The organism is Rhizobium sp. SVR5-2C (genome assembly GCF_056755115.1).
Genome location: NZ_JBNDHT010000171.1, coordinates 1 through 12,672, shown reverse-complemented (window position 1 = coordinate 12,672; position 12,672 = coordinate 1). Strand labels below are relative to the sequence as shown.

General features: G+C 57.7%; 11 protein-coding genes. 1 reads left to right on the top strand and 10 read right to left on the bottom strand.

Annotated elements, in window-relative coordinates:
• From ACPYOI_RS31510 to ACPYOI_RS31470, 9 genes are all read right to left on the bottom strand, one after another.
• A partial coding sequence (locus ACPYOI_RS31510) for an ABC transporter ATP-binding protein (protein ID WP_481423848.1) occupies nt 1-1,708 on the bottom strand: 1,708 nt, incomplete at its 3' end.
• A gap of 56 nt (nt 1,709-1,764) precedes the next feature.
• Entirely contained in the window at nt 1,765-2,646 is an 882-nt protein-coding gene (locus tag ACPYOI_RS31505) for an ABC transporter permease (protein ID WP_481416749.1), read from the bottom strand.
• Nucleotides 2,647-2,649: 3 nt separating this feature from the next.
• A complete protein-coding gene (locus ACPYOI_RS31500) occupies nt 2,650-3,582 on the bottom strand; it encodes an ABC transporter permease (RefSeq protein ID WP_481416750.1) in 933 nt (310 codons plus the stop codon).
• Between the two features lie 8 nt (nt 3,583-3,590).
• Entirely contained in the window at nt 3,591-5,210 is a 1,620-nt protein-coding gene (locus ACPYOI_RS31495; protein ID WP_481416751.1) for an ABC transporter substrate-binding protein, read from the bottom strand.
• A 22-nt stretch (nt 5,211-5,232) separates the two neighbouring features.
• The gene (locus tag ACPYOI_RS31490; protein WP_481416752.1) at nt 5,233-6,348 is read right to left on the bottom strand and encodes a mandelate racemase/muconate lactonizing enzyme family protein; all 1,116 of its coding nucleotides are present in this window, start codon (nt 6,346-6,348) and stop codon (nt 5,233-5,235) included.
• A gap of 58 nt (nt 6,349-6,406) precedes the next feature.
• The gene (locus ACPYOI_RS31485; RefSeq protein WP_481423847.1) at nt 6,407-7,537 is read right to left on the bottom strand and encodes a mandelate racemase/muconate lactonizing enzyme family protein; all 1,131 of its coding nucleotides are present in this window, start codon (nt 7,535-7,537) and stop codon (nt 6,407-6,409) included.
• Between the two features lie 11 nt (nt 7,538-7,548).
• On the bottom strand, nt 7,549-9,027 hold the full coding sequence (locus ACPYOI_RS31480) for an NAD-dependent succinate-semialdehyde dehydrogenase (protein ID WP_481423846.1): 1,479 nt from the start codon (nt 9,025-9,027) through the stop codon (nt 7,549-7,551).
• Between the two features lies 1 nt (nt 9,028).
• Nucleotides 9,029-10,279: an iron-containing alcohol dehydrogenase gene (locus ACPYOI_RS31475; RefSeq protein ID WP_481416755.1), complete on the bottom strand. Its 1,251-nt coding sequence runs from the start codon at nt 10,277-10,279 to the stop codon at nt 9,029-9,031.
• A gap of 23 nt (nt 10,280-10,302) precedes the next feature.
• On the bottom strand, nt 10,303-11,307 hold the full coding sequence (locus tag ACPYOI_RS31470; protein ID WP_481416756.1) for an Ldh family oxidoreductase: 1,005 nt from the start codon (nt 11,305-11,307) through the stop codon (nt 10,303-10,305).
• Between the two features lie 91 nt (nt 11,308-11,398).
• Between ACPYOI_RS31470 and ACPYOI_RS31465 the strand changes: the two genes are divergently transcribed.
• Complete coding sequence (locus ACPYOI_RS31465; RefSeq protein WP_481416757.1) at nt 11,399-12,097, top strand: GntR family transcriptional regulator; 699 nt, start codon at nt 11,399-11,401, stop codon at nt 12,095-12,097.
• A gap of 393 nt (nt 12,098-12,490) precedes the next feature.
• On the opposite strand, the gene ACPYOI_RS31460 is transcribed toward ACPYOI_RS31465, so the two are convergent.
• On the bottom strand, nt 12,491-12,672 hold a 182-nt coding region (locus tag ACPYOI_RS31460; protein ID WP_481423845.1), incomplete at its 5' end, for a hypothetical protein.

Below are 12,672 nucleotides of genomic sequence, written 5' to 3'. Positions count from 1 at the left end.
AGGGCACGGCCTCTAGGAGCATACGTGTATAGGGATGAGCCGGAGCGGCGAAGACCTTTTCGCGCGGCCCTATCTCTACAATTTCTCCTAGATACATCACGGCAACACGGTGGCTGATTCGCTCAACGACAGCCATGTCGTGTGAGATGAAGACGAAGGCCAAACCGAGCTCTCTCTGTAGGTCCATCAATAGATTGATGACTTGCGCCTTGACGGAAACATCGAGCGCAGAAACAGACTCATCCGCAACGATGACCTTCGGAGATAACGCCAGGGCTCGGGCGATGCAGATGCGCTGCCTCTGACCTCCCGAGAATTGATGCGGAAGGCGGCTTGCCATGCTCGCGTTCAGACCAACACGTTCGAGCAGCACACTCACCAACTGGCGCGCGTCGGCACGACCGCCGAGCTTATGAGTGAGGTACGGCTCTGCGATCGCGTCCCCGACGGTACGCCGCGGACTAAGGCTTGCAAAAGGATCCTGAAAAATCATCTGGATGTCGCGCCGCGCATCGCGCAGTTCGTTCCCCGACATCGACATAAGCTCCCGACCGGAGAGGACGACACTTCCGCCAGAAGGCTTCACGAGCCGCATCAGGCCGCGGCCGGTCGTTGACTTGCCGCAGCCGGACTCCCCCACGATGGATAATGTTTCCCCGGGGAAAAGATCGAAGGAGACATTTTCAACGGCATGCACGCGGCTCGAAACCTTCCGAAACCACCCGCCCCTGATGTCGAAGCGAACGCAAAGGTCTTTCACCTTGAGAACCGGCCCGTCGGATTTCCGGATAGTGTCGACGGGTTTGTCCGCCTCACTATGCTCGCCAGTTGTCGCATTAATCATCTGGAATTTCAGTGGCTGCGAGACACCCTGCATCGAACCCAGCTGCGGAACGGCATTGAGCAGCATTCTGGTATAGGGGTGCTCGGCACTCCTGAATATTCTGCTCGTCGAGCCCGTCTCGACGATGTCGCCCCGCAGCATGACGGCCATCCGATCGGCAACTTCTGCGACCACGCCCATGTCGTGGGTAATAAAGATGACCGACATTCGCTCCTCTTCCTGGATCTCCTTGATCAGGTTGAGGATTTGGGCTTGGATTGTGACGTCGAGAGCTGTAGTCGGCTCGTCGGCGATCAGGAGCTGTGGCCGACAGGCGAGCGCCATGGCGATCATGACGCGCTGTCGCATCCCGCCTGAAAAATTGTGCGGATATTCATCGTACCGAGTGCTTGCGGCAGGGATCCTCACGCGATCCATCAGTCGCAAAGCTTCCTTTTTGATATCTTGGAGCGATGTCGATGTATTGTGAAGCGCTATCGCTTCGGCGATCTGCTTTCCGATCGGAAGAACAGGATTAAGGCTCGTCATTGCTTCCTGAAAGATCATTGAGATCTCGTTCCCGCGAACCTCGCGCATGCTATCCTCGCTGAGTGCAAGCAAGTTGCGCCCGCCGAGTTGCACCTCGCCTTCTACACGCGCACTTTCCGAAGAGAGCAGTTGCATGATCGAATAGCCGGTCACACTTTTTCCCGAACCGGATTCCCCTACGAGCGCCAATGTTTCCCCGGCCGCCACCTCGAAGGAAACCCCTTTCACGACCTCCAGCCACTGGCCATTTTGGTGAAAGGACGTACGCAGGTTCCGGACCGCAAGCGTTTGCTTGCCCGTGAGTTCGTGTTCAAGTTTTGATTTTTCTTGAGTCATAGCGCTCATCTGCATTGACCATCCTCCCATTTCTCGCCCCGAAGACGTCGCGATAGTCATCTTTCGCTCGAATTCGGATCAAGCATGTCACGCGCGGCATCGCCGATCAGATTGATCGAAAGCACGATCGTTGTGATGGCAAAACCGGCCCCAATGATCGGCCACGGCGATCCGAAGACGTTACCAAGCCCCTCGCGGATGATATTGCCCCAGCTCGGATTGGGCGGCTGCGTCCCAATTCCAAGGAAACTCAATGCCGCTTCGAGCCGAATGGCTGATGCGATCCACAAGGTCCAAAGAAGGACAATCGAGGCGCCAATGTTCGGGATAACGTGCCGGATGATGATAATCGGCATCTTCACGCCAATTGCGATCGAGGCTTCGATGTAGGGTTCTTGCCGGACTGAGAGAGTCGAAGCTCTCGCAACTCGCGCAAATCCGGGAACGAAGGCAATCGTCAACACCAGGACCACATTCCAAAAGCCTCCGCCGAGTGCTGCCGAAACGATGATGGCTAGCAGCAGTTCGGGGAATGCCATTAGAAGATCGATCATTTTCGAAACGACGCGATCGACTACGCCTCCAAAATAGCCGGCGAGAACTCCTAGTGTCGTGCCGATTACCGCCGCACAGGCCGGCGCAATAAGTCCAAACAGCAGGGAGGTGCGCGAACCGTAGATCAGCCGAGAAAGCACATCACGGCCGAACTGGTCGGTTCCGAGCCAGTATTGCGAAGAGGGATATTTGTTAATTGACAGGAAGCTTTGTTTAAGCGGGTCGTAGGGCGCGATCCACGGTGCGAAGGCCGCCATCGCAAAGAAAAGAAGAACCACCACAAGCGCAATCATTGTCGAAACACGGCGGAAAAACAGGCGTTTAACGAGACTTAGCGTGCCGTGGTTGGAGGCCGGTGCGGAAGAAAGGTCGATAGCGGCCATTGCTTAACTCCGGATACGTGGATCGATGACGGTGTAGACCAGATCGACCAGCAAATTGATGAGAACCACGAGGAGAGCGAAGACGACCACGGCACCCTGGATCAAGGGATAGTCGCGCTCGGCAATCGCCTTGATCAGGGTTGAGCCGAGTCCTGGCCGATCAAAGACGAGTTCCACCGCGACCGCGCCAGATAGCGTAGCCAAAAGGCTTAGCCCGAGCCCTGTGACGATCGGAAGAAGGGCATTCCGAAGCGCATGCTTGTAGATCACGGTCCTCGGTGGAGCGCCCTTTGCGCGAGCTGTGCGGACATAGTCCTTTGAAAGAACTTCCAAGAGTGACGTGCGGGTCAATCTGCCCAGAAACGCTATCTTGAGCACAGCCAATGTTACAGCTGGCAACACGAGGTGGTAGAGTTGATCGACGACCCCCTCGCCGCCTCCGTTAATCGGGAAGAGTTTGAGATTGAGCGCGAAAACGATCAACAGAATTGCACCGAGATAGAAGTCCGGGATCGCATATCCGATCAGTGAGAAGATGCGCATACCCTGATCCGGCAAACGGTTCTTACGCACGGCCGCCCAAACGCCAAACGGCAATCCCACGATGAGCCCGATCAATGTCGCGCCGAACGCAAGAGCCACGGTGTAAGGCAGATTATGAGCGATCAGTACGGCTACCCGTTCTTTGGAGATCAGCGAGGCACCAAAATCAAAAGTCACGACATCCCATAGAAACGTGAAATATTGCTGCCAGAGGGGCGCAGCGAGCCCGGTCTGTTCCCGGAACAGCGCGAGCTGTTCCGGGGTCGCGAAGTCGCCCAGTGCCACCAAAGCCGGATCGCCTGGAAGGATGCGCAACGCGATAAAGACAAGCGTGAGCACAAGCCAGAGCGTTGGAATTGCATCCAGCAGCTTGTTGATGATGAGACTGGGCATGCTGCCTCCTATGCCTGAACAACTTTGGCATGGCGCAGAGGCCAGTACGGCGTGCCGGCCTCCACCTTGAAGCCGAGATCGACGCGGGGGTTGCGGGCAATCACGTAGGAAAGTGTGATGATGCCAAGACCAGGCAGATCTGTAAGGATCTGCTTTTCCATTTCCTTCACGATCTCGACGCGTTTCGCAAAGTCGGGCTCTGCGTTGGCCTTGCTCATCAGATCGTCAATTCCGGGGATCGCAACTCCGTAATGGCTGTAATTGGTAAGACCGCTGCCATCGGCCTTCACGTCCCCCGTCTTCAAAAGCAGGTCACCGATTGGCGCCGTCGGGACCGGCGGATAGCTCAAGGAGGACAGGATGAGACTGTTCTTGTCCTTGCGGTTGTCCGCGTGGAAGGTCGCATGATCGATGATTTTCAGATCGAGATTGATGTTCACCGCGCGCAGCTGCTCCTGGATCATGAGCATGATCGAGGCGTAATCCTCGCGTTGGCTAACGAAACAAGGGATCGTCAAGCCGCTGGCAAAGCCCGCTTCCTTGAGCAGGGCAATCGCCTTTTCAGGGTCGTATTTATACTGCAGCTCAGCTGGCAGTTCGTCCTGTTTCACAGACCCCGGAAATTGCGGCGCGATAATGCCGACCATTGGGACAGCGATGTTGCCAAAGGCGGCTGCGATCGCGGTGGCGTCAATGGCATAGCGAATTGCCTGGCGGACCTTGATATTGGCGAGCGGTCCTCTGTTGAGGTTGATGTGGAGGGTGTTGAAGCTACCGGGCGCCGTCGCATCGAAGATTGTATTCGCGTTCTGCTGACGCATGGAATCATTCCAGCCCGGCGCGCGCACACCTTCGATCATATCGACGTCGCCAGATGCGAATGCCAGCGTTCTTGCGGTCGTGTCGGCGATGAAGCGAACCCGAAGGTTTGGCGTGGCCGCCTGGCCATCATAGTAGTCCTTGAAGGCGGTCAGGAGCAGGCCGGCATTGCTGTCGAGGCTCGTAAACTCATATGGTCCCGTTCCGACCGGATCGGTGTTGAACTTCTCGTCTCCCTTTTCCTCGAACGCCTTCTTGCTCAAGATGGAGGCGCTGAGGTCGGATACACATGTGCCGTTGAGCAGCGGATCTGGATCCTTTAGCTTGATCACGACCGTGTTCGGGTCGGTCGCCTCAACGCTCAAAATGTTGCGATAGTACGACTTGGCTTTGGTGCTGATTTTTGGATCGAGGTGGCGACTGAACGTGAAGACCACGTCGTCCGCGGTCATCTCTCCATAGTCTTTGTGAAACTTCACGCCGCTACGCAGCTTGTAAGTCCAGGTCTTGGCGTCCTCAGAACTCGTCCAGCTTTCAGCAAGGGCGGGCTCAAACTCCTCGGGCTTCACCGCCCATTTTCCATCGGGACGCTTCACCAACGTGTCGTACAGCTGGGAGATGACCCAGTTGTCCGCACCGGTCGAAGAAATCAGTTGTGGGCTCATCCCGTTTGAGGAGCGAGCCGCGAAAGCGCAAGTGATCGTATCGTTTTTTGACTGTGCGGCGGCTTGGAAGCCAACGCCGGAAAGAGCCGCGAATGCGGTGCCTGCCGCAGTTGTTACCAATAGTTGTCTGCGTGTAATGCTCATGGAAATCCTCCCAGTTTGTCCATTAGATTGCAATCGATAGGCGTCTTGCCTGCATTTCCTTCTCATCGAACTGAAGCCCGAGACCCGGGCGATCAGGCACTTCAAAGCAGCCGTCGACGGGCTGAGACGGATTTACGAAGACCGGCGCGCCGCGTTCCCACTTGTCCGCGAGCTCGACAGGCTTCGCGAGATGCAGGAGGGTGCTCAGCACGTGGATGTTGGCCAGGTGACCGACGACCGGTTGCGTTTGATGCGGGACGAGTTCTACGCCATGGGCTCGCGCCAGCGCGGCGCATTGCATCATTCCTGTGACGCCGCCCATCTTCACGATATCCGGCTGCACCATCCGCACGCCGGCTTCGATCAGTTCCTTCAAACCCTGCAGGGTATAGGTCTGCTCGCCCGCCGACACGGTGATGTCGAGCCGTTGCGCGACTTCACCCATCGCTTTCACGTTGTAGTGCTGGACAGGCTCCTCGAACCACGAGTAGCCGAGGTCTTCCAAGGCTCGGCCAACGCGCATGGCACCATTGACCGAGTAGCCATTATTTGCGTCAAAACCGATCATGAAGCCGTCGCCCAGAAGTTTCCGCACGGCCGCGGCCTTCCGGATATCTCCTGCGATGTCGACGTCCTGCCGGGTGCGGTCGCCGTCCCAACGGATTTTGACCGCGGCCGGCTTTTCGGTCTCCACTCGCCGCGCGACGTCTCTGACAACCTCGTCTACGGTCTTCGCGGCATTCCCACCAACCGAGCTGTAGCAAGGAAGCGTTTTCGTCCATGCCCCGCCGAGTAGTTTGTAGAGGGGCTTCTGAAGCGCTTTTCCCTTCAGATCCCACATGGCGATATCGATCGCGGCGAGCGCGCCGGTCACGATGCCTTCCGGACCGAGCTTGATGCACTTATGAAGAAGGCGATCGATCAGCACCGCATGATCGAACACATCTTGCCCGACCAACTCTGGCGCCATTTCGCGCGCGATGACCGCAAGGGAAGCATGGCCTCCATGCATCGGCGAAGCTTCGCCTATGCCGAACAGGCCATCTTCGGTGTCGATACGAACGAATGCGCTTTTGGGCATCCAGCCAGAACCATTTCCCATGGTGAGCTGGAAAACATCAACGCTCGAAATTTTCATTTTGCCTCCTCCGAAAAGAAACCGGTGCCACCCTCCTCGCAGCACCGGTTTGTTGCTGCTATGCCTGTATTGGGATTGCGCGCTTGCGCTCCTTGAGGACACTCTCGTCCAGTTCGATCCCAAGTCCTGGCCCCGACGGAACGAGGAACTTTCCGTTGCGCTTCACGAGCGGTTTCTTCAGAAGCGTCTGCATCAACTCGGTGTTCCGCTCGGCGGGGTCGTTCCACTCGACCGGTTTTGAGGCGTGCATCTTGCAGGCCATAAGATGTAGGTTGGCAGCATGGCCAACCGCCGGCTGCGTCTGATGTGGGACAATTTCCGCGCCGTGCGCGTAGGCGATAGCCATGCACTTCATCAGGCCGGTGATGCCGCCCATTTTTATCGGATCGCACTGGATGACCCGAACGCCGGACTTGATGAGCTCAACAACGCCCTGGAGTGTATAAGTCTGCTCCCCTGCCGTCACCAGGATGTCCAGCCGGCGAGCTACCTCTCCCATGGACTCGACGTGGTAGTGTTGAACCGGTTCCTCAAACCACGAATAGCTAAGGTCTTCCAAGGTTCGGCCGACCTTGACCGCGCCGGCGACCGAATAGCCGTTGTTCGCATCGAACCCGAGAGGGAACTGGTCACCTACAAGCTTCCTGACAGCCTTCGCCTTGGCGATATCATTGGCGATGTCGGCATCAATGCAGGTGCGGTCGCCATCGAAGCGAATCTTCAAGGCGGACGGCGTGTCGCGCGTCAGTCGTTTCTCCACTTCGCGCACGACCTCGTCCACCGTGCGATGGGCGTTTTGACCGAGAGAGGTGTAGAACGGGATCTCCGTTCGCCATGCCCCGCCCAACAGCTGGTAGATCGGCTGATTGAATATCTTGCCTTTGATGTCCCAAAGAGCGATGTCGATGGCGGCGAGTGCGCTCGTTAAGTTCCCCTCAGGCCCCATCTTGATGTAGCGATGCAGCAGCCTGTCCGTCAGTACGGCGTGATCCAGTGGGTTCTTGCCTACCAGCTCCTGGGCAAGCGTGTTGGCAATAATACCCAGGACATGCATGCCACCGTGCATCGGGGTGCATTCACCATAGCCAGTGACGCCGTCGTCCGTTACGATTTTTACGAAGCTGGTGCGCTTGGCAGGCGTATCGTCATCCCAGGCTAGTTGAAACGCTTCTACTTCAGCAATTCGCATTATTTCCTCCCTCACCAACTTGCTGCGATGTACTTGGTCTCACAGAATTCAAGGATCCCGTGATGAGCCCCTTCGCGTCCGAGACCACTTTGTTTAGTGCCGCCAAAAGGCGCCGCAGGGTCCGAAACGAGACCGCGGTTCAATCCAACCATGCCGCTATCCATGCGCTCAGACACACGCAGACCGCGGGCAAGATCTTTGGTGTAGACATACGAGATCAGCCCATATTCAGTGCCGTTTGCGAGTTCGACCACTTCGTCTTCCGTGGTGAAGGTTGTGATCGCGGCAACAGGGCCGAATATTTCCTCTGATGAGATTTCCGAGTCCGATGGAACATCCGAAAGAACAGTCGGAGCAAAGTAGAAGCCTTGGCGCTCGAGCGGATCGCCGCCGGTAAGCACTATTGCCCCCCTCGCCTTAGCATCCCCAACAAGACCAGCAATTCTCTCGACCGCTTTCGGATTGATCAGCGGCCCGCATTGGGCGCTCGCGTCGTAACCGGCTGCGACCTTCATCGAACCCATGCGCTCGGCCAGGCGTGTCGAAAACTCCTTCGCAATGCCGGACTGCACGTAGAAACGGTTGGCGGCGGTGCAGGCCTCACCACCGTTGCGCATCTTGGCAATCATGGCGCCTTCGATCGCCGCATCGAGGTCGGCGTCGTCGAAAACAATGAAAGGCGCATTGCCGCCAAGCTCCATCGAGCATGACACAACCGTGTTGGCAGCTTCGCGCAGAAGAACCCGACCAACTTCGGTGGAGCCCGTAAAGGAGAGTTTGCGGACGCGCGCGTCGTTCAACATGGAACTTACGGCAGGTCCTGACTTCGATGTGGTGATGACGTTGACGACACCAGCCGGCACGCCAGCCTCAGCGTATAGGTTCGCAAGGACAAGTGCCGTTAGCGGCGTTTCAGTGGCGGGTTTCAGGACGCAGGTGCATCCTGCGGCAAGCGCGGGAGCGATCTTACGAGTGGCCATCGCAGCCGGGAAGTTCCAAGGCGTGACGAGCACCGAAACGCCGATTGGCTGATGCTCAACGATGATTTTGTTGGCGCCACTCGGAGCCGTGGAGATTTCGCCATTAAGGCGAACGGCCTCCTCGGAAAACCAGCGGAAGAACTCTGCGGCATAGCCGACCTCACCATGGGCATCGCTGAGCGTCTTGCCGTTTTCAAGACTGATGAGTTCTGCCAGCATATCCTTGCGCTCAATCATCAGTTCGAAACAGCGACGCAGGATATCCGAGCGTTTGCGAGGTGCTGTTGCGGCCCATCCGCTGGCGGCCTTGTGGGCGGCAGCCACCGCCTCCATGGCATCCTGGACAGTCGCATCAGCTACGGCGACAATGACATCGCCGGTCGATGGATCGAGCACGTCGATCGTGTTCCCCTCCCCTCCAGAGCGCCACTGGCCGTCAATAAAGAGGCCGGTCGGAAGCGAGGCGATGTCGAAGCTCACCATCGGAGACACTTTTGCAGCAACGTTCATTTCAGCTAGCCTTTCTTTGATCAGCACTGGCCTTGAGAGCCGACCTGTCTCCGGCGAAGGCCGCTCCGACAAGCGTCTTCATGGCCGCCACATCCAAAGGACGTGGGTTGTTCTTGATGAGACGGGCAATTCCGAGCGACTGCGTAACGATTGCTGGAAGCTGGTCACCCGTGATCCCGAGATCTTTTAGGGAGGACGGAATACCGACGGCCGCGAAGAGATCAGCAACTGCGTCAATCGTTGCATCGGCAGCGAGTTCCGCCGGTCCTTCCGGCAGCGAAATTCCCAATGCGCGGCCGACCTCGACGAGCTCTGGAGCGCACCAGTCGCGATTGATCTGCATGACATAAGGCATCATCAGGGCGACACCGGTGCCATGCGGCGTATGGGTCATTGCGCCGACCGGATACTGTACGGCATGAGCGGCAGCCGTTCCGGCGGTGCCGAACGCAAGACCGGCGGACATCGCGCCGAACATCAGGCGCTCGCGGGCCACGATGTCGTTGCCGTTTTCGAAAGCAGCCCGCAGGCTCGCGCCGATATGTTGTATCGCCAGCAGGGCGTAGTGATCGCTGAAGGCATTCTTTCCGAGAAAAACATGCTCATGGACGAGGTCAGCCCCAGGCTCGCGTCTGGCTGTGGTGAAGGCTTCAATGGCATGCGTCAGCGCGTCCGCGCCAGAAACAGCGGTCAGAGAAGGCGGGCAGGTGAATGTGAGTTCGGGGTCGCAAATAGCGGTATCCGAAATAAGATACGGGCTCGCGATGCCGATTTTCAAAGCCCTGTCCGGATCGGTCAGAACGGCTACTGGTGTCACTTCCGACCCCGTGCCTGATGTCGTCGGGAGTGAGATCAGAGGCAGGGTTGGCCCCGGCACCATGAACTCGCCATAGTAATCAGACGCCTTTCCGCCATGAGCCAGAAGCAGCGAGATCACCTTTGCAGCATCAAGGCAACTACCGCCGCCGATGCCAATCACGAAGTCCGCACCGAAGGACCCCCCGTCCGCTACCCCTGCTGTGATGCATTCGACCGGTAGCTCCGCGACAACGCCGGGGAAGACTTTGACCGTGATGCCCGCCGCGGTAACTGCGTCAATAAGGTCTCTGAATGTCCGATCCGCTGCGAGACGCTCATCTGTGACAACAAGCGCCCTTTGCCCCATGCGCGATGCAAACTTCGGCAAGGAACTGCGCTGGCCGCTGCCGAACACGATGTTCCTCGGTGTGCGAATTGCCCCGAATAACGTCACCGAAACTCCTCCCACTAATTCAATCAGGCTGCTGCCGGTACGCCGGCGAGCCGCAATAGACTTTCGTAAATTTCACTGACGACCGGGATTCCCTCCCGTAAACGGCGATCACGACAGGCTCGGCCCCGCTCGCCTGGGATCAAAACAGCATCGAACCCCTCGGCAGGTTCCATGCCTCGGATGGCTTGCAGATAGGACTCGAGTTCGCGGCGCGGTCCCGGCATCACGATGAAGAGGTCACCTTTGTTGCAAATGTTCGTGTCGTCGAGCGTCCCTCGAACGTCGCGACCGATAGCGGATGCGGCAAGCCCGCTTACGAGCAGCTCAAACGCGAGACCGAGCGCGTATCCCTTCGCTTGGCCAAAAGGCGCGATCGCTCCATTTTTCGCGGCTTCGGCGTCCGTCGTGGGATTGCCGTTGCCGTCCAGAGCCCAGTGAGCGGGAATTTTTGCCTTTCGATTGGCATGATCGTGGATTTCGCCCATGGAGACCACACTCGTCGCAGTATCCATGACGAACGGACCGTTCACCGAAGGGACGCCTATCGCGATCGGATTTGTGCCGATCATCGCTTCGCGAGCGCCCCAAGGGTGAACGAGCGCCTCGCTCGTCGACAACGCGACTATCGAGTATCCCTTCGACGCAACGTACTCAGCGTACCAGGCGAGCATACCGATGTGATTTGAATTGGTGACTGCCGCAGCGGCGATACCCGTGCCGGGCGCCCGCTCCAACAGGGCATCGATTGCGCTCTTCGCAACGACCGGGCCGAGCCCTCGTTTCCCGTCAACAACCAGAAACGCGCTTGAGGCCCATTCGTGTTGCCCGGTCGCACGGGCGTTGGAAACCCCGTTGACAACCCTTGAGATGATGCGTGGAAGCCGAAGCACCCCATGCGATGAGACCCCGCGCAGCTCCGCCTCAAGCAGTACTTCCGCCTGTAACGAGGCATGCTCAACGGGAGCGCCGACGCGCACCAGGGCCGCTTCGGCAAGGCTTCTGAGAATTTTTGCTTCAACCACTTTCACGATATCAAATCCGATCGGATATTCGATTGATGTCTTCGAAGTTAATTGATATAACGACGACGTCAAGACAAAATTTTCGATGGACCACCAAATGAAGAGCAATCAAGAGATCGAAACAGAGCTGTTGCGCCGGCCTACAAGCCTCGGGAACGACGTGTACGAAGCGCTCTACGCGCAGCTAATGTCCCTGAAAATTCCGCCGGGCGGGCGTATTTCGGTCGATGGGCTCGTCCGATCACTTGGCGTGTCGCAAACACCGATAAGAGAGGCGCTCTCACGGCTCGAGGCCCAAGGACTTGTCGTGAAAACGCACCTAATCGGGTACAGCGCCGCTGAGCAATTGGACCGCGACCGACTCAATCAGCTCTATGAATTGAGACTGCTACTCGAACCCTTTGCCGCAGGTCGCCTCGCACGGAGACGTGACGCCCAAGCAATCAGCGAGCTACGCGCCCTGGACCAGGAAATGCGACGAGAAGACAAAGCTCAGTCTCGCGCCGCATATGGTGAGTTTGCGAAACGTGACGCCGAGTTTCACAACTTCATTGCAAGGTCTTGCGGCAACGAACTGGTTCACGAGAGCTTGCAGCGCCTTCACACACACGTCCACTTGTTCCGTTTGTACTTCCATGCTCGGGCCACGACGGACGCAAATCGTGAGCACGCAGAGATCGTCTCAGCAATCGAAGACGGCGATTCAGTTCGGGCTGAAGAAGCGATGCGAATCCATATCGAGCGCTCAAAAGCTCGGTTCGAAGATGCTTTCGAAGACAGTGGAGCAATGAAGTGACAAGACGGAAGTCCTGAGGATCGAAGCGGCGGTGTTGGCTGGGTTCGTGATGGCGCGGCAACCAGCCTTGACTGGTCGGGAGGTTGTCTTTTCTTGAAGCGGAGCCCAGGACCGGCAATGTTACGTCGGCCCGCACCAGAGAAGTCATTTGTGCGTGCCGTGCCTTGCTATTCCAGCGGTAGTCCTCGACGAGCCCGAGCATCAGGCAGCTAACCGGAATGCTCCGCTAAGCTTCGATATGGGAACGCCGGCCGGACTTCCGAGCGAGAAGGGTCGTCGATTCTTTCGCCCTCAAGGTGCATGTCACTCTCCGGTGTGCGGACGGAACGTCGCGCTTCGTCATTCGACGCGTGAGCAAATTCCAGCAGCCTTCGCTCAGGTCGCCGAGTCTGTTCAATCGTACTGACGTACGGTCGAAGGACAGTCATCCCGCCGGAATCGTCGACGCCTAGGATTGATAGGTCGTTGGGGAACGCGAATTCCACCGCCGGATCGCTTTCGCAGCACCGAGCGTGGCGACAGGTTTTCCGGGGCGGAGAGTTCGTTGATGACGCTCAGTTCCTGATAGATGATGG

Excerpts from the sequence above, each read along its gene's own strand:
- ACPYOI_RS31505 (WP_481416749.1), bottom strand. The coding sequence starts at position 2,646 with ATGGCCGCTATCGACCTTTCTTCCGCACCGGCCTCCAACCACGGCACG.
- ACPYOI_RS31500 (WP_481416750.1), bottom strand. The coding sequence starts at position 3,582 with ATGCCCAGTCTCATCATCAACAAGCTGCTGGATGCAATTCCAACGCTC.
- ACPYOI_RS31495 (WP_481416751.1), bottom strand. The coding sequence starts at position 5,210 with ATGAGCATTACACGCAGACAACTATTGGTAACAACTGCGGCAGGCACC.
- ACPYOI_RS31490 (WP_481416752.1), bottom strand. The coding sequence starts at position 6,348 with ATGAAAATTTCGAGCGTTGATGTTTTCCAGCTCACCATGGGAAATGGT.
- ACPYOI_RS31485 (WP_481423847.1), bottom strand. The coding sequence starts at position 7,537 with ATGCGAATTGCTGAAGTAGAAGCGTTTCAACTAGCCTGGGATGACGAT.
- ACPYOI_RS31480 (WP_481423846.1), bottom strand. The coding sequence starts at position 9,027 with ATGAACGTTGCTGCAAAAGTGTCTCCGATGGTGAGCTTCGACATCGCC.
- ACPYOI_RS31465 (WP_481416757.1), top strand. The coding sequence starts at position 11,399 with ATGAAGAGCAATCAAGAGATCGAAACAGAGCTGTTGCGCCGGCCTACA.